At 73.6% G+C, this 20,220-nt stretch carries 14 protein-coding genes and 1 tRNA gene; 7 read left to right on the top strand and 8 right to left on the bottom strand.

All coding sequences use genetic code 11. The annotated features are described in order from the left end of the window. Window positions 1-22: 22 nt before the first annotated feature. The 5 genes from ACWD4P_RS23095 to ACWD4P_RS23075 all read right to left on the bottom strand — a co-directional run bounded on the left by ACWD4P_RS23095 (window position 23) and on the right by ACWD4P_RS23075 (window position 6,181). Window positions 23-1,480: a peptidoglycan D,D-transpeptidase FtsI family protein gene (locus ACWD4P_RS23095; protein ID WP_359828424.1), complete on the bottom strand. Its 1,458-nt coding sequence runs from the start codon at window positions 1,478-1,480 to the stop codon at window positions 23-25. After that, window positions 1,477-2,853 carry an FtsW/RodA/SpoVE family cell cycle protein gene (locus ACWD4P_RS23090; RefSeq protein ID WP_359828431.1) on the bottom strand — a complete coding sequence of 459 codons (1,377 nt, stop codon included), beginning with the start codon at window positions 2,851-2,853 and terminating at the stop codon, window positions 1,477-1,479. The genes ACWD4P_RS23095 and ACWD4P_RS23090 overlap by 4 nt, the downstream gene beginning before the upstream one ends. A 160-nt stretch (window positions 2,854-3,013) precedes the next feature. Then, window positions 3,014-4,648 carry a PP2C family protein-serine/threonine phosphatase gene (locus tag ACWD4P_RS23085; RefSeq protein ID WP_449780878.1) on the bottom strand — a complete coding sequence of 545 codons (1,635 nt, stop codon included), beginning with the start codon at window positions 4,646-4,648 and terminating at the stop codon, window positions 3,014-3,016. Between the two features lie 53 nt (window positions 4,649-4,701). Then, window positions 4,702-5,259, bottom strand: coding sequence for an FHA domain-containing protein FhaB/FipA (locus ACWD4P_RS23080; protein WP_449780877.1), 558 nt, complete (start codon window positions 5,257-5,259; stop codon window positions 4,702-4,704). A gap of 46 nt (window positions 5,260-5,305) precedes the next feature. Beyond that, a complete protein-coding gene (locus tag ACWD4P_RS23075; protein WP_449780876.1) occupies window positions 5,306-6,181 on the bottom strand; it encodes an FhaA domain-containing protein in 876 nt (291 codons plus the stop codon). 422 nt (window positions 6,182-6,603) lie between these two features. On the opposite strand from ACWD4P_RS23075, the gene ACWD4P_RS23070 reads away from it, so the two are divergent. Further along, window positions 6,604-6,687, top strand: a tRNA-Leu gene (locus ACWD4P_RS23070). Between the two features lie 91 nt (window positions 6,688-6,778). Here the strand turns inward: ACWD4P_RS23070 and ACWD4P_RS23065 are convergent. Together ACWD4P_RS23065 and ACWD4P_RS23060 are read right to left on the bottom strand one after the other, a co-directional pair. Then, window positions 6,779-7,924: a sensor histidine kinase gene (locus ACWD4P_RS23065; protein WP_449780875.1), complete on the bottom strand. Its 1,146-nt coding sequence runs from the start codon at window positions 7,922-7,924 to the stop codon at window positions 6,779-6,781. After that, complete coding sequence (locus ACWD4P_RS23060) at window positions 7,921-8,574, bottom strand: response regulator transcription factor (RefSeq protein WP_359830011.1); 654 nt, start codon at window positions 8,572-8,574, stop codon at window positions 7,921-7,923. The genes ACWD4P_RS23065 and ACWD4P_RS23060 overlap by 4 nt, the downstream gene beginning before the upstream one ends. A 336-nt stretch (window positions 8,575-8,910) precedes the next feature. On the opposite strand from ACWD4P_RS23060, the gene ACWD4P_RS23055 reads away from it, so the two are divergent. After that, window positions 8,911-10,740 (top strand): phosphatidylglycerol lysyltransferase domain-containing protein, encoded by a 1,830-nt coding sequence (locus tag ACWD4P_RS23055; protein ID WP_449780874.1) that lies wholly within the window; start codon window positions 8,911-8,913, stop codon window positions 10,738-10,740. A gap of 250 nt (window positions 10,741-10,990) precedes the next feature. Continuing rightward, complete coding sequence (locus ACWD4P_RS23050; protein ID WP_449780873.1) at window positions 10,991-11,710, top strand: hypothetical protein; 720 nt, start codon at window positions 10,991-10,993, stop codon at window positions 11,708-11,710. A 61-nt stretch (window positions 11,711-11,771) separates the two neighbouring features. Here the strand turns inward: ACWD4P_RS23050 and ACWD4P_RS23045 are convergent, their stop codons facing one another. Beyond that, entirely contained in the window at window positions 11,772-14,525 is a 2,754-nt protein-coding gene (locus ACWD4P_RS23045; RefSeq protein ID WP_449780872.1) for a SpoIIE family protein phosphatase, read from the bottom strand. Window positions 14,526-14,804: 279 nt separating this feature from the next. On the opposite strand from ACWD4P_RS23045, the gene ACWD4P_RS23040 reads away from it, so the two are divergent. From ACWD4P_RS23040 to ACWD4P_RS23025, 4 genes are all read left to right on the top strand, one after another. Continuing rightward, window positions 14,805-16,025 (top strand): rhodanese-like domain-containing protein, encoded by a 1,221-nt coding sequence (locus ACWD4P_RS23040; protein ID WP_449780871.1) that lies wholly within the window; start codon window positions 14,805-14,807, stop codon window positions 16,023-16,025. Window positions 16,026-16,115: 90 nt separating this feature from the next. Then, complete coding sequence (locus ACWD4P_RS23035; protein WP_449780870.1) at window positions 16,116-16,778, top strand: DUF5819 family protein; 663 nt, start codon at window positions 16,116-16,118, stop codon at window positions 16,776-16,778. Next, window positions 16,775-17,992, top strand: a complete 1,218-nt coding sequence (locus ACWD4P_RS23030) for an HTTM domain-containing protein (protein ID WP_449780869.1) — start codon at window positions 16,775-16,777, stop codon at window positions 17,990-17,992. Before ACWD4P_RS23035 ends, ACWD4P_RS23030 begins: the two co-directional genes overlap by 4 nt. 9 nt (window positions 17,993-18,001) lie before the next feature. Beyond that, window positions 18,002-20,173, top strand: coding sequence for an FUSC family protein (locus ACWD4P_RS23025; protein WP_449780868.1), 2,172 nt, complete (start codon window positions 18,002-18,004; stop codon window positions 20,171-20,173). Window positions 20,174-20,220 lie beyond the last annotated feature (47 nt).

Genomic DNA, 20,220 nt, shown 5'->3' with positions numbered 1-20,220 from the left:
CCCTCACCCCGGATCCGCGCTCCTACTTGCCGAGTGCTGCCTGCATCACCGCCTTGGCGATCGGGGCCGCGAGCCGGCCGCCGCTGATGCCGTCGCGGTTCTGGGAGCCGTCCTCGACGACCACCGCGACCGCGACCGACTGGCCGTCCGGGGTCTTGGCCCAGGAGGTGAACCAGGCGAACGGCAGCCCGGCGTTGTCCTCGCCGTGCTGCGCGGTGCCGGTCTTGCCGCCGACCTGGAGGCCGGGGATCTTGGCGTTGGTGCCGGTGCCGTTCTCGACCACCGAGACCATCAGGTCCTGCATCTTCTGCGCGGTGGCCGGGCTCATCGCCTGGGAGAACTGCTTCTCGGTGTGCTTGGACACGGTGGTCAAGGTGGCCGAGCGCTCCTGGTCGACCAGGTACGGCTGCATCAGGCTGCCGTTGTTGGCGATCGCCGCGGAGACCATGGCCATCTGGAGCGGGGTGGCGCGGGTGTCGTGCTGGCCGATCGAGTCCTGGGCGGTGCCGTCCAGGCTCGGGCTGTCCGGGAAGACGCTCTTCTCGGAGCGGATCGGGGTGTCGACCGTGCTGTTGAAGCCGAACTTCTCGGCCTGCGCCCGCATCCGCTCCTTGCCCAGGTCGGCGCCCATCTTGGCGAAGACCGTGTTGCAGGACTGGTCCATCCCGGACTTGACGGTGGCGTTCTCGCAGCGCTCGTTCGGGCTCTCGTTCTTCAGCTGGGTGTTCGTGCCGGGCAGGATGTACGGCTCGGGCGTCTCGGTGGCGTCGTCGATGCCCTGGTACCGGCCGTTCTCGAACGCCGCGGTCGCGGTGACCAGCTTGAAGGTCGAGCCGGGCGGATAGGTCTCCTTCAGCGCCCGGTTGAGCATCGGCTTGTTCGGGTCGGCGTTGAGGTCCGTCCAGGCCTTGGTGTCGGCCGCCTCGCCGCCGGCGAAGGTGCCCGGGTCGTAGGACGGGGTGGAGACCAGGCCCAGGATCGCGCCGGTCTTCGGGTCGAGCGCGACCACCGCGCCCTTCTTGTTGCCCATCGCGTCGAACGCGGCCTTCTGGACCTTGGCGTTGATGGTGGTGACCACGTCGCCGCCGCGCTTCTGCTCGCCGGTCAGCATGTCCAGGGTGTTGCGGAAGAACAGCCGGTCGTCGGTGCCGGAGAGGATGCCGTCCTCCAGGTTCTCCAGCTGGTTGGAGCCGTAGGCCTGGGAGGAGTAGCCGGTCACCGGGGCGTACATCGGGCCGTCGACCCAGGAGCGCTTGTACTTGTAGCGCAGGCCGTTGACGAAGTCCGACTTCGTGACCGGCTGGCCGCTGACGATGATGTTGCCGCGCGGGTGGGCGTACCGGTCGTACAGCTGGCGCTTGTTGTTCTTGTTGGTCGCCCAGGAGTCGGCCTGGACGCCCTGCACCCAGTTGGTGCGCACCATCAGGGCCAGGATCAGCACGAGGCAGAAGATCGAGACCCGGCGGATCGGCTTGTTCATCGGGCGGGTCCTCCCTGGCCCTCGGGGGCCGGGGCCGGTTCGACCCCGGGTCGGCGGGCGCTGTCGCTGATCTTCAGCAGGATCGCGACCAGCGCCCAGTTGGCGACCACGGACGAACCGCCCTGGGCGAGGAACGGCATGGTCATACCGGTGAGCGGGATCAGCCCGGTGACACCGCCGGCCACGACGAACACCTGGATCGCCATCGCCGAGGAGAGGCCGACGGCGAACAGCTTGCCGAACGGGTCGCGGGCGGCGAGCGCGGTGCGCAGCCCGCGCTGCACCAGCAGCGCGTACAGCAGGAAGATCGCCATCAGGCCGGTCAGCCCGAGCTCCTCGCCGAACGAGCCCAGGATGAAGTCGCTCTTGGCGGCGAAGGCGATCAGCCAGGAGCGGCCCTGGCCGAGGCCGGAGCCGGTGACCCCGCCGGAGCCGAGCGCCATCAGCGACTGGCCGATCTGCTCGGTGGAGCCCTTCGGCGGGTTCGCGCCGAAGGCGGCCATCGGGTCGAGCCAGGCGTCGATGCGGACCTTCACGTGGCTGGCGGTCGAGGCGACCGCGACCGCGCCGCCGACCGACATCAGCAGGCCGAACAGGATCCAGCTGGTCCGCTCGGTGGCGACGTAGAGCATCACCACGAACAGGCCGAAGAACAGGAACGAGGTGCCCAGGTCGTTCTCGAAGATCAGGATCAGCAGGCTGAGCAGCCAGATCACGACGATCGGGCCGAGGTCGCGGCCGCGCGGCAGGTACAGGCCCATGAACCGGCGGCTGGCCAGTGCCAGGGCGTCCCGCTTGACCATCAGGTAGCCGGCGAAGAAGACGGTCAGGACGATCTTGGCGAACTCGCCGGGCTGGATGGAGAAGCTGCCCATCCGGATCCAGATCTTGGCGCCGAAGTCCTCCGCCCGGGCCGGGAAGAAGGCCGGTGCGGCGAGCAGGACCAGGGCCACCACCATCGAGATGTAGGTGTAGCGCTGCAGCACCCGGTGGTCCTTCAGCAGGACCATCACCGCGATGAAGCCGGCGATCCCGAGGGCCGACCACATCAGCTGGTTCTGGGCCGCCGGGTAGTTGCCCCTGAGCAGCTTGCCCGCCTTGTCCAGCCGCCAGATCATCACCACCCCGAGCCCGTTCAGCAGGGTGGCGATCGGCAGCATCAGCGGGTCCGCGTACGGCGCGAAGCGGCGCACCAACAGGTGCGCGACCACGGCCAGGGCACCCATGCCGAGGCCGTAGCCGAGCATGCCGGTGGGCAGCTTGCCGTCCATCGCGAGGCCGACGTTGGCGTACGCGAGGACGGGCACCAGCACCGCGAAGACCAGCAGGGCCAGCTCGGTGTTGCGCCGGTTGGGCGTCTCCTGCGGGGAGATCGTGGTGTTGCCCCGTCGGCGGGGGACGGCACGCTCGGCCGCCGCCCGGCGCCGGCCGGACCGGGTGGACTCTTGGGTCAGGTCGTAGCTGCTCACGTGGTGACCGCTCCCTGACGGCCGGCAAGACCGCTCGGGGCGGTCCTATGTCGGATCACGGACGTCACTGCTTCGGGCAGGAGTTGGCCCGGCCGAGTTCCTCCTCGGTCAGCGGCGCCTGGTCGCCCTGCCCGCCGGCCGTCGGAGGGGTGGCGTTCGGCGCCGGGGCGGGTGCCCCCGGGGCGGTCGGCGTCGGTGTGGCCGGCGCGGTGGTCGGTGCGCTGGTCGGTGCCACCGCGGCCGGGCCGCGGTTCTTCTCGGTCGGGGTGGGCGTGGCGGCCAGGTACGCCGCCTGCACCGCCTGGGTGGCCGGCGGTGCGGCCGGGGCGGCCGCCCTCGCCGCCCGCTGGCAGAGCTGGACCCAGCCGTCGAGTTCGTTGACCGTCGACTGGGCGTCCTTCATGCTGCCGACCGAGATGGTCTTCTTCACGTGGACCTGCTGGTCCTCGGGCAGCCACTTCAGCTGGATCCTGCTGTACGAGGAATGCACCGAGGACAGGCGCAGGCCGGCCAGGTTCTGGTTGATGCCCTGGTAGATCGCGACGTGGTCGTCCTGGGTGCCGACGTAGTACTGGTCCTGGGTCCACTGGTAGCCGAACCAGCCGGCGCCGCCGAGCAGGCCGAGCGCGACCAGGGCGGCCAGCGAGACCGTCAGGCCCTTGCGCTTGCGCTTCGCCGGGCGCTCCTCGTCGAACTCCTCGGTGCCGTACACCGAGGGCTCGCCGGAGCCGTAGCCGTACTCGCCGCCCTGGTAGCCCTCGGCGGGGCCGAAGCCGCCCTGCCCGGAGCCGTACTCGCCCTCGTAGCCCTCGGCGGGGCCGAAGGCGCCCTGGGGGCTGCGGCCGAGTCCGGCGGCGCGGCCCGCCGGGGTGTCCGCGATCGAGCGGTCGGCGGCGGCCGAGGACGGCGGGGCGTCGGCGACCGCGCCGACCACCACCGGGACGTCGTTGAACTGGCCGCTCATGGTGTCCGTGGCGCCGACGTCGATGACGTCCGCCACGATGCAGGTGATGTTGTCCGGGCCCCCGCCGCGCAGCGCGAGCTGGATCAGCTCCTGCACGGTCTGCTCGGGCGCGTAGTAGCTGCCGAGGGTCTCCTGGAGGGTCTGGTGGCTGACCGGACCGGAGAGGCCGTCGGAGCAGATCAGGTAGCGGTCGCCGGCCCTGACCTCGCGGATCGACAGGTCGGGCTCGACCTGGCCGCGGCCGTCCAGCGCCCGCATCAGCAGCGAGCGCTGCGGGTGGGTCTCGGCCTCCTCGGGCGTGATCCGGCCCTCGTCGACCAGGCGCTGCACCCAGGTGTGGTCCTGGGTGATCTGCACCAGGGAGCCGTCGCGCAGCAGGTACGCGCGGGAGTCGCCGACGTGCACCATGCCCATCCGCTGGCCCGTCCACAGCATGGCGGTCAGGGTGCAGCCCATGCCCTCCAGCTGCGGGTCCTCCTCGACCATCTGCCGGAGCCGGTCGTTGGCGCCCTGGACGGCGTCGCCCAGCAGGGTCAGCAGGTCGGCGCCCGGCACGTCCTCGTCCAGCCGGACGATCGAGCCGAGCACCTCGGAGGAAGCGACCTCGCCGGCCGCGGCGCCGCCCATGCCGTCGGCCACGGCCAGCAGCCGCGGCCCGGCGTAGCCGGAGTCCTCGTTCCCCTCCCGGATCAGTCCCTTGTGGGAGCCGGCGGCGAAGCGCAGCACCAGGGTCATGCGACCTGTGCCCCCCTCTGGGTCATGGACGGGATGCTGTCCCTCATGCGCTACTACTTCCGCAGTTCGATGACGGTCCTGCCGATACGGATCGGCATGCCCGGCTGGAGCGGGGTGGGCGCGGTCAGGCGCTGCCGGTCCAGATAGGTGCCGTTGGTGGAGCCTAGATCCTCGACCGTCCACTGCCCAGTCTGATCCGGATAGATCCTGGCATGCCGGGAGGACGCGTAGTCGTCGTCCAGCACGATGGTGGAGTCGTGCGCGCGGCCGAGCGTGATGGTCTGGCCCTGGAGCGCCACCGTGGTGCCGGCCAGGGAGCCCTGCACCACGACGAGCTGGGTCGGACCGCCGCGGCGGCGCCCGCCGCCCTGGGTCTGGCCGGCCTGGGTCTGCCCGGCCGACGGACCGGCCTGGGTCGGCGCCGCGGCGCGTGCCGCGGTCGTGGTGGCCGCACCGCCCGCAGCCGCGGCGCCCCCGCCGCGGCGGGAGGCCCGCGGGTTCACCTTGGTGCCGAACAGGTCGCTGCGGATCACCTGGATCGCGACGATGACGAACAGCCACAGCACGGCCAGGAAGCCCAACCGCATGACCGTGAGGGTCAGTTCTGACATGACCGTCCCGCCAGTCGGTGAGCGAGGCGCGCGAACAATTCGGACACTACCCTTCGACCTGCCGGTAGACGATGGTGGTGGAGCCCACGACGATTCGCGAGCCGTCGCGGAGCGTAGCGCGCTGGGTGTGCTGTCCGTCCACCACGATGCCGTTGGTGGACCCCAGGTCGAGCACCATCGAAGGGGTGCCGGGCCGGATCTCGGCGTGCTTGCGGGAGACCCCGGGGTCGTCGATCCGCACGTCGGCCTCGGTGGACCGGCCGAGCACGCAGGCGGAACCGGTGATCTGGTGCCGGGAGCCGTTCACCTCGACCCAGCGGCGCATCCCGGCGCCGCCGTGTCCCGCGCCGGGGAAGGCGCGGACGTTGCCGCCCGCGGGCGCGGGCGGACCCGGGGGCATCGCGGGGGGCGCGGCCGGCGGCGGGGGCGCGCCGTACTGGCCGGCGCCGGGCTGCTGCCACGGTGCGCCGGGGGCCGGAGCGGCCGGCGGCCGGTCGTAGCCGGGCTGCTGCGGCGCGTACTGCTGCGGCTGCTGCTGCGGGGGCTCCTCGGCGGCGAGGGTGCGGCTGCGCACCCGGTACAGCCCGGTGTCCAGGTCGTCGGCCTTCTCCAGGTTCACCTGGAGCGGCCCCATGAACGTGTACCGCTGGGCCTCCGCGTACTCGCGGACCATGCCGGACAGCTCGGTGCCGAGCTGCCCGGAGTAGGGGCTGAGTCGCTCGTAGTCGTGCGGGCTCAGCTCGACGATGAAGTCGTTCGGCACGACGGTGCGGTCGCGGTTCCAGATGCTCGCGTTGTTGTCGCACTCGCGCTGCAGCGCTCCGGCGATCTCCACGGGCTGGACCTCGGACTTGAACACCTTGGCGAAGGTGCCGTTGACGAGACCCTCGAGCCGCTGCTCGAACTTCTTCAGCACTCCCATGGGGCACCCCCTTCCAGGGTTCGTTCGCCTGCCTGCCGGCCGGATCCCGCCCGGGACCCGGTCGCGCCTCCTACTTGCGGTACTTCCGTACTGATCGTATCCACGCCGGGCCCTTCCGTACGGTTCCCGGACCGTGTGGTGCCCGGGGGTGGGCTCGGACACACAGGGTGACGCATTTCGGGTACGGCACGCCAGGTGTGCTCGTGGGAACGGGCTCCCGGCAGTCGTACGGACGTTCGTCGGGCATCGGTTCGGATGCCGTGGGCCTCCCCGGACAACGGATTCGGAGCAGCCCCCCAGGTCGTGCTAATGTTTTCCACGTCGGAAGGGCCGCCCGAAAGGGAGGCCGGACCAAGGAAACGCGAAGTACCGATGGTACCGAGCGGTTCGGAGGACCGGTCGGCAGAGAAGACAACACCCATGCGCGGGTGGCGGAATAGGCAGACGCGCTGGATTCAGGTTCCAGTGCCCGAAAGGGCGTGGGGGTTCAACTCCCCCCTCGCGCACAGCGAAGCCCCGCAGATCTACGGATCTGCGGGGCTTTTTTGTCGTTCCCCCAGGCCCGGATCCGGCCCCCGATCCGGGTGGCGGGGCCGGTCAGCCGTGACCGGCCGGGAGTTCGGCGCGGACCTCGAAGCCGCCGTCCGGGGTCGGCCCGGCGCTGAGGGTGCCGCCCAGCAGCTGGGCGCGCTCGCGCAGGCCGACCAGGCCGTGGCCGCCGCCCGGCAGGGTCTCGGACGGGTGCGCCGGCGGTGCCTCGTTGCGGACCTCGACCCGCAGCCGGCGGCCCTTCGCCCGGACCCGCACGTGCACCGCCGCCTCCGGCGCGTACTTGGTGATGTTGGTGAGCGCCTCCTGGACGGTGCGGTAGGCGGCCCGCTCGACCGCCTCCGGCCACGGGCGGTCGCCGGGCACCAGCTCGGCGTCGGCGCTCAGACCGCTCTCCTCGATCAGCCGGGGCAGGTCGGCCAGCCGGGGCTGCGGGGCGAGCGGGGCGTCCGGCAGCCCGCCGGTGCCGCGCAGCACCCCCACCATCTGGCGCAGCTCGTCCAGGGTCCGCACGGACAGCTCGCGGATGGTGCGGGCGGCGGTCACCGCGGCCGGGTCGGTGCTGCTCACCTGGAGGGCCCCGGCCTGGATGCTGATCAGGCTGACCTGGTGCGAGACCACGTCGTGCATCTCCCGGGCCAGCCGGCCGCGCTCGCTGATCAGCACCCGCTCGGCCAGCAGCCGGCTCTCCCGCTCCTGGCCGCGGGTCAGCTCGTCCAGGCGGGCGGCCAGTTCCCGCCGGGTGCGGGCGAGCAGGCCGGTGGCGGCCGGGCCGGCCGCCAGCATCACGGCCTGGATGGCGTCCAGCGCGGTGGCGCGGCTGAGGTCGAGGACGCCGTCGGGCAGCGGCCAGTGGAAGAACTCGACCAGGGCGAACAGGATGCCGCAGGGCACCACGATCCGGGGGCGGGGCCGCTCGGCGGCCACCGAGTAGACGGCCGTGATCGGGGCCAGCCAGATCTCGTCCACCCAGCTGCCCGGCATGGTGAGCAGCAGTGCCGTCACCGGGAAGCGGCGGCGCAGGAACAGCGCGAGGGCGGCCAGCGTGGACAGCGCCACCTGCCACCAGGCGGCCTCCCGGGCCACCAGGGCGGCGTCCAGCAGGGAGTACAGGACGGGCAGCAGCAGCATCGGCCAGGTGGCGGTGCACCAGGCCGGCAGCCGTCCGGACGGTAGGTGGTCCGCGGCGGTCATGCCCCGTCGCCGGGCTTGGGCCGGACCAGCCCGGCCCGGTGGGCCAGGACGGCGGCCTGGACCCGGTTGGCGGCGCCGAGCTTGCCGAGGATCGCGCTGATGTGGTCCTTGACGGTGCCGGTGCCGAGGAAGAGCCGGTCGGCGATCTCGGCGTTGGACAGGCCCTCGCCGAGCAGCGCGAGCACGTCGAGCTCGCGGCCGGTGAGGGTGCGGGCGAGCGCGGTGGCCTCGGCGTCCGGGCCGCCGCCGTCCACGTAGCCGCCGATCACGGTGCGGGTGACGGTCGGGGAGAGGATGTTGCCGCCGGCCGCGAGCACCCGGACGGCGTGCACCAGCTGCTCGGGGGCGGTGTCCTTGAGCAGGAAGCCGGTCGCGCCGGCCCGCAGCGCGGTGCCGATGTACTCGTCGGTGTCGAAGGTGGTGAGCATCGCCACGGCGGGCGGGTCGGGCAGGGCCCGCAGGCGGCGCAGCACCGAGATGCCGTCGAGGTCGGGCATCCGGATGTCGAGCAGCACCACGTGCGGGCGCAGTCGCTGGACGTGTTCCTCGGCCTGCCCGCCGGAGCAGTCGCCGACCACCTCCAGGTCGCCGGCGGAGCCGACGATCAGGCCCAGGCCGGAGCGGACCAGGATCTCGTCGTCGACGATCAGCACGCGGGTGGTGGTGATGGTGCCTCCTCGGTTCGGGCGGCCGGGTGGGGCGGTCCGCGTGGGTCGTTTCGAGAGTAGGGGCTGCGGGGGCGGGGTGCCGAACGTCCGGGGGGTGGTCACCCCCGCCGTTCGGCGGGGGTGGGAATCCGCTACCCGGTTCACGCGATTCTCAGCTTCGGTGGGGAAACATGGAGTTGGCTGACCTTTTCCCCGGCCGCTTCTCCGATCGGGCGGTCGGCCGGGTGAGGTCGCCGGTCAGTCCGTCGGGCAGAGCGGGCGCCCGGCGCCGGGCCGTTCGCGGATGCGCCCCACCATCTGATCGTTTGGAATTGAGCTGTGTCGTCCACTGTGAAGTCGGAGCCGTCCGCCACGTCCGAAGGGCCCCGGCCCGCGGGCGTGCCCGACCGCTGGCGCCACCGGGCCGCCGCGGCCTCCGTCTGGTACCTGCGGCTGATCGCGCTGCTGAACGTGGCGACGGTGCTGCTGGTGCCCTTCCGCGACCAGGTCTACGAGCACAACGAGGGTGAGTACTTCACCCCGTACCTGATGACCGCCGGCCTGGCCAGCGCGGTGCTGTCGGTGTTCCTCGCGATCGCGATGCGGCGGCGCAAGCGCGCCGCGTGGATCTTCAACACGGCGCTCGGCGGGATGTTCGCGCTGCTCTACGTGGCGGCCATGCTGGTGCCGTCCGAGCGCTTCGACGCCCACCCGCTCAACTACGTCTCCACCGTCCTGACCTGCCTGTTCGTGCTGGCACTGCTGGTCGGGCGGAAGGAGTTCACGTCCAAGGGCGACAGCTCCAACCCGAAGACGGCGGCGGCCACCTTCGTCGGCGGGCTGGCCTTCGGCGGCGGGGTCGGCGCGCTGCTGGTCTGGCTGACCAACGAGCTGCCCGGCGCCGGCTTCTGGGACCTGTTCCGGTACTCCGTCGGCCGGATGATCACGATCACCCCGTCCGAGCACCTGCGCTCGGTGATCGCCGCGCCGACCTGGGTGAACGCCGCGATCAACGCGATGGGCGCGGTGCTCTTCCTGCTGGTGCTGTACGTGGCCTTCCGCAGCCCGCGCGGCAAGGAGCTGCTGACCGCCGAGGACGAGGCCAGGCTGCGCGGCCTGCTGGACAAGCAGGGCGAGCGGGATTCGCTCGGCTACTTCGCGCTGCGCCGGGACAAGGCGGTGATCTTCTCCCCCAGCGGCAAGGCCGCGGTCACCTACCGGGTGATCGGCGGCGTCTCGCTCGCCTCGGGCGACCCGATCGGCGACCCGGAGGCCTGGCCGGGCGCGATCGACGCCTGGCTGGCCGAGGCCCGCGAGCACGCCTGGGCCCCGGCCGTGATGGGCGCCTCCGAGGAGGCCGGGGTGATCTACGCCCGGCACGGGCTGGACGCGCTGGAGCTGGGCGACGAGGCGATCGTCGAACTGGACGAGTTCTCGCTGGACGGCCGCGCGATGCGGGTGGTCCGGCAGGCCTACAACCGGGTCAAGCGGGCCGGCTACACGGTGCGCATCCGCCGCCACGAGGCCATCTCGGAGACGGAGATGGCCGAGCTGGTGGCCAAGGCCGACGAGTGGCGCGACGGGGCGACCGAGCGCGGCTTCTCGATGGCGCTCGGCCGGCTCGGCGACCCGGGCGACGGCCGCTGCGTGATGCTGGAGTGCCACGACGGCGACGGCGAGCTCAAGGCGCTGCTGAGCTTCGTGCCGTGGGGCCCGGACGGGCTCTCGCTGGACCTGATGCGCCGGGCCCGGGACACCGAGAACGGCCTGATGGAATTCATGGTCATCGAGCTGCTGCAGCGCGCCGACGAGGTCGGGCTGAAGCGGGTGTCGCTGAACTTCGCGATGTTCCGCTCGGTTTTCGAGCGCGGATCGCGCCTCGGCGCCGGCCCGGTGCTGCGGCTGTGGCGTTCGGTCCTGGGATTCTTCTCGCGGTGGTGGCAGATCGAGTCGCTGTACCGCGCCAACGCCAAGTACCGGCCGATCTGGGAACCGCGTTACCTGCTCTTCGAGAAGAGCAGCGAGATTCCGCGGATCGGCATCGCGAGCGCGCGCGCCGAGGGATTCATCGTCGCGCCGAGCCTGCCCGCCCTGTTCCGCCGCCGGCACGCCCGGGCCGCCGTGGTGGCGCCCAGGGTCCCGGTGGCGGCCCGGGACGGGAAGGGGTAGCCCTCCGTCGGGGGGCGGAGGGGACCGGTCGGCCGAAATGGGGGGCCGATGGGGGTACTGCCTCCCTCCAGAGGATGACGTGACTCCCCATCCATGCCGATGTGGCTCTGTTAACCGGCTTCTAATGTGGGAGTAGCAGAGAGTTCGGGGATTCGGAGAAACGGTTGTGATTCACAGGACCCACGCGGGGGGCGTGCGAAAGGGGCCGCTGGCAACCGCCAGATCGGTCGCTGTCGCCGAGTGGGGGACGTTGTACGCGACGGTCCGGGACGCGGTGGTGCGCAAGAAGCTCGCGGCCGTTCCGCTGGCCACGGTGGCGACGTTTCTGATCCTGCTGTTCAGCATCGTCCAGCACCTGCCGGGCGGCGAGCGTTTCGTCAACAACATCGGGGTGGTGCGGGCGGCGCTGCCGCTGGAGGTCTCGCTGCTGCGGACCCCGCTCTCCCTGTACGTGCCGGCGCTGGACCTTCCGGTCTGGGGGGCGCTGGCCCAGGTGTTCGTGGTCTTCGCGATCGCCGAGATCGTGCTCGGCCGGCGGATGACCCTGCTGGTCGCCTACACCTGCACCCTGGCGGGCACGCTGTTCGCCCGGGTCGGCGTGGCGGTCGGGCCGCACCACGTGTTCGGCTTCCCGAAGTGGGTCGCCTACGTGCGGGACACCGGGCCCTCGGCCGCGGTGGTGGCACTGGCGATCTGCATCGCGTTCCGCTGCCGGGCCCGGATCACCGGCGGCCTGGTGGTGGCGGTGATGATCGGCGAGGCGATCGTGCTGCCGAACCTGGCGGGTCTGGAGCACGTGGTCGCGGTGATCACCGCGCTGCTGATCGCCGTCTCGGTCGAGGTCTTCGGGGACTTCTGGCCGCGGGTGCTGGCCGGCGTCGGTGCCGCGACCTCGGTGGCCGCGGCCGCCTCGCGGGAGGTCGCGGTCGAGGCCCGGCGGCGCCGCTCGGCGGGGGCCGCCATCCCCTGACGTCCGTGCCGGCCGGGCCGCGTACGGGTGTCCGTGCGCGGCCCGTGCGCGTTCGGGGCCGTCAGGAGTGCGGGAACGGGAGCTCGAACCAGACGACCTTGCCCACCGCCTTGCGGGCGGTGCCCCAGCGTTCGGCGAGCTTGGTGACCAGGGTCAGGCCGCGGCCGGTCTCGCCGAGCTGCTCGGCCGGCTCCAGCGAGGGCAGGTTGTGGTTGTCGTCGCTGACCTCGACCAGCAGCTTGTCCACCCGGATCAGCTGGAGCTTCACGGTGTCCCGGGCGACCCGCACGGCGTTCGTCACCAGCTCGCTGACCAGCAGCTCGGTGGTGTCGCTGAGCGCCTCCAGATGCCAGCCGGCCAACTGCTCGCGGACCAGTGAGCGGGCCCGGCCGACCTCGCGGTGGTCCACGGTGAGGTCCCAGGTGGCCACCTCGGACGGGGCGACCCCGTCGAAGCGGGCCACCAGCAGGGCGACGTCGTCCTTGCGGTCGTCCGAGTGCAGCCGCCGCAGCACCACGTCGCAGGCCTGCTCGGGGCTCTGCCGGGGGTCGATCAGGTTGCCGCAGAGCGCGGCCAGACCGGCTCCTATGTCCCCGCCCCGGACCTCGACCAGGCCGTCGGTGCAGAGCACCAGCATCGAGCCGTCCGAGACGTCGATGGTCTTGGCGACGAACGGCACCCCGCCGACGCCGATCGGCGCGCCGGCCGGGATCTCCAGTAGCTCGCCGGTGCCGTCGGGGTGCACCAGGACGGGCGGGACGTGGCCCGCGCTGGCCAGCTCGCAGGTCCGGTTGATCGGGTCGTAGACCGCGTACAGGCAGGTCGCGAGGTGGTCGTCGCCGAGCTTGTGGGCCAGGTTGTCCAGGTGGCGCAGCAGTTGGCCGGGCGGCAGGTCCAGGGCGGCGAGGGTCTGCATGGCGGTGCGGAAGCGGCCCATCGCGGCCGCCGAGTGCAGACCGTGGCCCATCACGTCGCCGACCACCAGGGCGACCCGGCTGCCGGGCAGCTGGATCGCGTCGAACCAGTCGCCGCCGACCTCGGCCTTCGGGTCCCCGGGCAGGTAGCGGTGGGCGATCTGCACGCCGGGGATCTGCGGCGGGCGGGTCGGGATCATCGAGCGCTGCAGGGTGGTGGCGACCCTGGCCTCGGCGCGGTGCAGGCGGGCGTTGTCCAGCGACAGCGCGGCGCGGACGGCCAGCTCCTTGAGGGTCGCGGCGTCGCTCTCGTCGAAGGGGGCGCGGTCCGGCAGCCGGAGCAGCTTGAGGATGCCCAGCACGGTGCCGCGGGCGGAGAGCGGGACGACCAGCATCGAGCGGCCGGAGACCACCGGGACCAGCCGGGCGCCGCCCAGCGCGATCGCGTAGTCGACCGCGACGTCCGAGCTGACCACCGGGACCAGCACCGGCTGGTTCAGCTGCAGGGCCATCCCGGGCGGGGTGCGGCGGGGCATGCTGACCAGCGAGCCCTCCGAGAGCACGTGGTCCCAGGCGCCGCCGGTCTCGTTGTAGACCAGGGCGACCCGGCGCAGCATGGTGTCGTCGTCCGGGCGGGCGGCCGGCAGCTCGGAGTCCGAGATCAGCCCGTCCACCAGGTCCACGCAGGCGAAGTCGGCGACCCGGGGGACCAGCACCTGGCACAGCTCGTGGGCGGTGAAACCGAGGTCCAGCGTGGTGCCGACCTTGCCGCCGACCTCGTTCAGCAGGGCCAGCTGCTCGCCGGCCTGGCCGTTGGTGAGGAACGGGCCGAGCCGGCCTCCGGGCGGGCCCTCGCCGACGGCGGGGGCGGGCACCTGGACGGTGAGGGGGACGGTGACGGGCGGGGCCTGGTCGCCGAGCGGCTCGACGGCGGCGCGCCCGACGGCGGCGGCTCCCCCGCCGAACGGGAGCACCTCCGGGCCCTCCGGGCCGGAACCGGGCGGAGGGACGGCCGGGCCGCCACCCGCCGCGGCGCCGCCGACGGCTGCCACCGGCCGGGCCGCGGGCCGCTCGACGGCCTCGCGCTGGACGGGCAGCGGGCCGGCCGGGCGGCGGCCGGGCGCGGTCTGCTCGGACTGGGCCGGCGGGCCGACCCGGGCGGCCCGCTGCTGGGGCGTCGGGTAGCGGCGGCCGAGGCCGACGGCCGCCTGCGCCGCACCGGCCTGCACGTCGGCGGGCAGCACCGGCAGCACGGTGCCCGGGTCCAGCCGCAGCGCGGGCAGCCCGCCCCGCTCCAGCGCGGCCAGCAGCGCCGCCCGGTGGGCGGCGGGCAGCAGCCGGGCCAGCGGCTCGGGCACCGGCATCCCGGCCGGGGTGAGCGCCGCCGCCGGGGTGTGGAAGGCGCCCCGGACACCGGGCGCGGCGGCGAAGGGCAGCAGCCGCTCGCCGAGCGCGAGCCGCGGCCCGGTGGAGCGCAGCGGGCGGGCGTCGGCGGCCAGCGCCAGCAGGCCGCCGGCCGGGCCGGGCAGCGGGTAGGCCCACCAGAGGACGTCGCGCTGGTGCTCCTCGCGGTCGGTGACGGTCAGCCGGCCGATCCAGGGGCGGCCGTCGGCCGTCCGCTCGGCGAGGGTGTCGAACGCGTCGCAGGGGCGGCGGACGGAGCAGCGTTCGAGCACCCGGGACTCCAGGGCCGGCAGCAGACCGGAGGCCGGGCGGTCGTGGGCGACCTCGGCGCGGTGGCCGAAGAGCTCCTCGGCGGCCCGCCCCCACTGCGCGATCCGGCCGGACCGGTCGACCAGGACGGGGGCGAGCCGGACCAGGGCGGCCACACCCGTGGGGTGGTCGCCCGGCGCGGTACCGTCACCCGCCGGCCGCGGTGTGGAGTTGGACTCGGCCACCATGGATCCGCTCTGCTCCCGCCTGGCCGCCGCGCCCGGGGGCGGCCGTCTCTCCGGAGGAAGACACGCTGTGCGGATACCAGCGAAGCACGGACCGGGCCGGACCCGACACCGAAACGGGGAGATTCCTCAGGATCGGTTGCGTGTCGCGTGCCGCGCGCCGGTCCGTACCCCCGGTTCATCCGGACGGGGCCCGCGATCACGGCGGTAGGGTGGCAGGCCGGACCGTCCGTACGGGTGGCCCGCAGGACCCCGGCCGGCCGGACGAGACAGAGGCGAGAAGTGAGCGCGCAGAGCCCCGCCCGCTGGACGGACCCGGAGCAGCAGGCACTGGAGGAGCGGGTCGCCGCCGCCGAGCTGGCCTGGCTCAGCATGGACGTGGACGTGCAGACGCTGCGGGTCGAGATCGACAACTTCGCGCTGATCCACCACCAGCTGCTCGGCCCGCTCTACGCCCGGCTGGACGAGCTGGACGCGCTCGTCGCCGAGGCCGTCGCGGCCCGCACCGGCCGGCCGGAGGACCTGCGCCGGGCCGCCGAGGCGCGCCGGCAGGTCGAGGAACTGCCCGACCTGGACGCGCTGTTCGACTCGGTGCGGGAGCAGTCCGGCCAGGACGGCGAGCCGGCCCCGCCGCCGCCCGCCGCGCCGGCGCGGGTGCGGCCCGGCAAGGAGGCCCAGCGGATCTACCGCGAGCTGGTCCGCCGCGCCCACCCCGACCTGACCACCGACCCGTCCGAACAACAGCGCCGGGCCGCCTTCCTGGTCCGGGTCAACGAGGCCTACGCCTACGGGGACGCGTCCGCCCTGGGGGCCCTGGCCGCCGAGTGGTCCACCGCGCCGGAGGCCGCGCCCGCCGTCGACGCCCCCGACCGCGCGGACTGGCTGCGCCGCCGGCTGGACTGGCTGACCGCCAAGATCGCCGAGACCGCCGCCGAGCAGGTCCGGCTGGAGCAGACCCCGATGGGCCGGCTGCTCGCCCTCGCCCCGCAGGACCCGGACCGGCTGCTGGAACAGCTCGCCGAGGAACTGCTGGCCAAGGCCGCCGCGCAGCAGTCCGAGCTGGAGCGGCTGCTCGGCGGCCCCGCCCCGGCGGCCGGCCCGTCCTCCGACGACCACGGAACGTCGCCGGTGGGCGACAATGACACCGACCCCAGCGAATCCCAGGAGAGCCACACGATGTTCCCGCAGATCCCCTCCGCCGACGCCGCCGCCGTGCCCGCCGACGCCGCCCTGCTGGACGTGCGCGAGCAGGACGAGTGGGACGCCGGCCACGTGGACGGCGCGCTGCACATCCCGATCGGCGAGGTGATCGCCCGTCTCGGCGAACTGCCGGACGAGAAGCTGTACGTGCTCTGCCGGGTCGGCGGCCGCTCCGCGCAGGTCGTCCAGTACCTGGTGCAGCAGGGCCGGGAAGCCGTGAACGTGGACGGCGGGATGTACGCCTGGCAGGGCGCGGGCCGTCCGATGGTGAGCAGCACCGGCCAGGAGGCCTTCGTCCTCTGACGGTCCGCGCCCACGCCTTAGGGCAGGATGGGCGCGCGCGAGCACGCCGGCAGCGGGCCGGCGGCGCCCGCCGACCGGGCTGGGGATGCCATGACCGAGACGACGGACCGGCCGGCCGCGGGGCGGGCCTGGTCCAGGCCCGCACAGCTGGTCCTCGGCTTCGCCGGGGCGGTGCTGGCCGGCGGCACCGGGCTGTTCCTCGCCGCGGTGTTCCTGCACGTCTCCCCCGCCAACTCGGTGTCCCGGCAGTACCGGGACGAGATCGACGGCGTGGTGTACCCGGAGTTCGAGCAGAACTGGAAGCTGTTCGCACCCAACCCGCTCCAGCAGAACGTCGGCGTGGACGCCAGGGTCCGCACCGCCGCGTCCGACGGGACGACCCGCACCCACGACTGGATCGGGCTGACCGCCCAGGACGTCGCCGCGATACGGGGCAACCCGGCCCCCAGCCACGTCGAGCAGAACCTGCTGCGCCGGGCCTGGGACTTCTACGACGGCTCGCACAACCCGCAGGACGAGACCCGGACCTCCCCGCGCGCCGGGCTCGCCGAGCAGTACCTCGAACGGATCGCCCTGCAGCGGATCGGCCGGGAGGCGGACGGCGAGCGGATCGTGGAGATCCAGTTCCGTTCGACCGCGGCCACCGTCCCGCCGCCGTCCTGGAGCGGCGAGCCCGCGCCGCCGGCGCCCCGGGTGCGGGAACTGCCGTGGTGGCGGGTCACCGACGAGGACTACCGGGGGCTGCTCGGATGAACGGGACGACGGCGCCGGCCGGCCCGACGGACGGGGCGCTGCCCGCCGACCGGCTGCCGCGACAGCCCGGGGCCGTCCGGGAGACGGGCGGGCCGCGCTCGCCGCTCGGCCGGGCGGCGGAGGCCCTCACCGGGCGGGCGCTCGGCCGCCACCAGGCCGCGGTGGTGCGGATCGGCTTCGGGCTGGTCTGGCTGGCCTACCTGCTGCGCGAGTGGCCGCACCGGCGGGTGCTGTACGGCGACCGCTCCCCCTGGTCGATGGAACTGGCCGAGCGGCTGCTGGCCGACAACGGGGCGTTCACCGTGCTGCCCTGGTTCGGCGGACGGCTCTGGTTCGAACTGGTCTACCACCTGGCGGTGCTGGCGGCGCTGGCCGTGCTGCTGGGCTGGCGGACCAAGGCGAGCACGGTGCTGTTCCTGGTCACCGTGCTGTCCCTGCAGAACCGCGACGTCTTCCTCGGCGACGGCGGCGACAACGTCGTCCACCTGATGGCGGTCTACCTGGTCTTCACCCGCTGCGCCGAGGTCTGGTCGCTGGACGCGCGCCGGCCCCGGGCGGGACGGACCGGGGCGGTGCTCTGGGCGCTGCTCGGCACCGCCCTGGCGGCCTGTCAGTTCGGCGGGTTCGCGGGCGACGGCCTGACCTGGACCGACCGGTCCTTCCCGTACCTCGGCTGGTCACCGCTGTTCTGGGGGCTCTGGGCGGTGGCCGGGCTCTGGTGGGTGCTCGGCCGGCTGCGGCCGGACGGCGAGCCGCGGGCGGTGCTCGACGCGCTGGCCAACATGGTGCACAACTGCGCGATGCTGGTGATCGCCGCCGAGGTGGTGCTGATCTACGCCACGGCCGGCTGGTACAAGGTGCAGGGCTCGCGCTGGCAGGACGGCACCGCGCTGTACTACCCGCTGCACCTGGACTACTTCACCCCCTGGCCGGGGCTGTCCGCCCTGGTCGGCTCGGCACTGCTGCCGGTCTTCCTGATCTCGTACGGCACCGTGCTCCTCCAGGTGGCGTTCCCGTTCACGCTGCTCAACCGGCGGGTCAAGAACGTCCTGCTGGCCGTCATGATGCTGGAACACGCGGGGATCGCGGTGGTGCTCGGGCTGCCGGTCTTCTCGCTCGCGATGATCGCGGCGGACGCGGTGTTCCTGCCGACCGGGGCACTGCTGTGGGTCGCGGCGCGGCTGAGTCGGATCCGCCGGAGGTCCGCCCCCTAGGATGTCGCTATGTCCTGGTTCGCCGCACTTCGTGACACCGCGCGGACCGGGCTCACCCTGGACCGGGCGCTCACCGACCCCAAGCGGGCGGTGCGCGGGGCGGTCGCGGTGGCACTGGTGCTCTTCCCGACCCTCGCGCTCGGCGGGGTCGCGCTCGCCACCTCGGCCGCGATGGGCGCGTTCATCGCCGGCTCGGCCACCTTCCAGCGCAGCTTCCGGCCCCGGGCCAGCCTCGCCGTCGCGGCCGGCGCCGGACTCGGCATCAGCACCTTCCTCGGCTACCTGGCCGCCGGCGTCCCCGGGCTGTTCCCGGTGCTGCTCGCCGTGTGGGCCTTCGGCGCCGGGCTGGCCTGGGCGATCGGGCCCACCGCCGGAGTCGTCGCCACCAACACCGTCTCGGTGATGCTGATCGTCGTGCAGCTCCCGGTCAGCACGGCCACCGCGCTCGGCCACGGGCTGGTCGCCGCGCTCGGCGGGGTCGTCCAGGCCACCGTCATCACCGTCTGGCCGATCGGCAGCTGGACCGCCCAACGGGAGGCGCTCGCCGACACCTACGCCGAACTCGCCGACTACGCGCGGCGGTTGCGTCAGGACCCGACCGCGCACGTGGACCCGGAACCGTTCATGACGGCCCGCCACGCGGCCGCCCTCACCCCCTGGCAGGACCGCCACCGGCCACCCGAACTGCGCGGCCTGCGCGGCATCGCCGAACGCATCCGGCCCACCCTCGCCGCACTCGCCGACCCCAAGGTGGGCGCCCCCGAGGAAGGGCCCGAACGGGACCGGGCACGGGAGGTGCTGGCCGCCGCCGCCGAGGTCATGGACGCCCTCGCCCGGGCCGTCCGCAGCGGCGACCCCGTCCGGCTCCCCCGCTCCGCGCCCTCGCTCACCCTGGTCGGCTCGGACGAGGGACCGCGGCTCCAGGGCGCGGCCCGGCGCTCCGCCCGGCGGCTCGGCGGACTGCTGCGCAAGGCCGCCGACACCCTGGACCGCAACGACGAGGACACCATCACCACGCCCGTCGTCGGCGCCGGCGGATCGCTGCACAAGCCGACCATCGCCCGGATGCTGCCGGTCGCGGCGCGGGCCGTCCGGCGGCAGCTGCACCCGCGCTCGGCGATCTTCCAGCACGCCGTCCGGCTCGCCGGGGTGGTCACCGTCGCCTACCTGCTGGCCCGGCTGGTCGGGTTCCACCACGGCTACTGGGCGCCGATGACCGCCGCGATGGTGATGCGGCCGGACTTCGCGCAGACCTACAGCCGGGGCGTCGCCCGGCTCGCCGGAACGGTCGTCGGGGTCGCCGTCTCGACGCTCGTGGTGCAGCTCGCCCACCCCGGGGAGTGGGTGCTCGCCGCACTCGCCGTGGTCTGCATCGGCGGGTCCTACCTGGCCTTTCGGACCGGGTACGCGCTCACCACCGTCGGGATCTCCACGTACGTGGTGTTCCTGCTCGGACTGCAGGAGGGCAACCCGCTGGTGACGGCCTTCGAACGGGTCGGGCTCACACTGCTCGGCGGATCGATCGCGCTCGTCACGTACGCGCTGTTCCCGACCTGGCAGACGGCCCGGCTCGGCGAACGGCTCGCCGAATGGCTGGCGGCGGCCGGACGGTACGCGGGAGCGGTGATCGCCTGCTACGAGGTGCCGTCGGCGCCGCGCGGACGGGTGGTGCGGAGCGCGCTGCTCGACTCGCGGGAGGCCCGCTCCGAGCTGATCCAGGCGATGCAGCGGGCCGACGCGGAACCGGGGCGGCACGAATCCGGGCTGGCCGGGGTCAGCCGGCGCCAGATCGACCGGGCCCGGGCGGCCGTCGGGGCCCTCGGGCGGGCGGCGGTGCTGCTGGAGGCGCACCTGCCGGCGGGGGACGCGGAGCCCGTCCCGGGGACGGCGGCGTACGCGGAGGAACTGCGGCTGGCCACGGCGCTCGCGGCGGCGGCGATGCTGACCGGGCAGCCGGTGGAGTTCGGTGCGGTGCGGGACGCGCAGGCCTGGCTGGAGGAGGGGTTGGCGTCGGCGCCGCCGGGGGTGCAGCGGGATGTGGTGCGGGCGGGGACGCGGTTGGTGGGGCAGGCGTTGCGGGACTTGGAGCGGGCCCTGCGGGGGTCGGCGGGGGAGGGGGGCTCTCGGGAGGGTGGGGGGCCGGGGGCGGCTCCGGGGGTGGGTGCTGCGGGGGCTGGATGATTTTCAGACTGCCGTGGGGCGAGTGGGGCGCCCGACGGCGGGGGCAG

This window comes from Kitasatospora sp. NPDC002543 (genome assembly GCF_053594915.1).
The sequence above is the reverse complement of the archived record's forward strand: the minus strand, read 5'-3'. Positions and strand labels throughout refer to the sequence as shown.

Excerpts from the sequence above, each read along its gene's own strand:
- ACWD4P_RS23095 (WP_359828424.1), bottom strand. The coding sequence starts at position 1,480 with ATGAACAAGCCGATCCGCCGGGTCTCGATCTTCTGCCTCGTGCTGATC.
- ACWD4P_RS23085 (WP_449780878.1), bottom strand. The coding sequence starts at position 4,648 with ATGACCCTGGTGCTGCGCTTCGCCGCCGGCTCCCACAAGGGACTGATC.
- ACWD4P_RS23080 (WP_449780877.1), bottom strand. The coding sequence starts at position 5,259 with ATGTCAGAACTGACCCTCACGGTCATGCGGTTGGGCTTCCTGGCCGTG.
- ACWD4P_RS23075 (WP_449780876.1), bottom strand. The coding sequence starts at position 6,181 with ATGGGAGTGCTGAAGAAGTTCGAGCAGCGGCTCGAGGGTCTCGTCAAC.
- ACWD4P_RS23065 (WP_449780875.1), bottom strand. The coding sequence starts at position 7,924 with ATGACCGCCGCGGACCACCTACCGTCCGGACGGCTGCCGGCCTGGTGC.
- ACWD4P_RS23045 (WP_449780872.1), bottom strand. The coding sequence starts at position 14,525 with ATGGTGGCCGAGTCCAACTCCACACCGCGGCCGGCGGGTGACGGTACC.
- ACWD4P_RS23035 (WP_449780870.1), top strand. The coding sequence starts at position 16,116 with ATGACCGAGACGACGGACCGGCCGGCCGCGGGGCGGGCCTGGTCCAGG.
- ACWD4P_RS23030 (WP_449780869.1), top strand. The coding sequence starts at position 16,775 with ATGAACGGGACGACGGCGCCGGCCGGCCCGACGGACGGGGCGCTGCCC.
- ACWD4P_RS23025 (WP_449780868.1), top strand. The coding sequence starts at position 18,002 with ATGTCCTGGTTCGCCGCACTTCGTGACACCGCGCGGACCGGGCTCACC.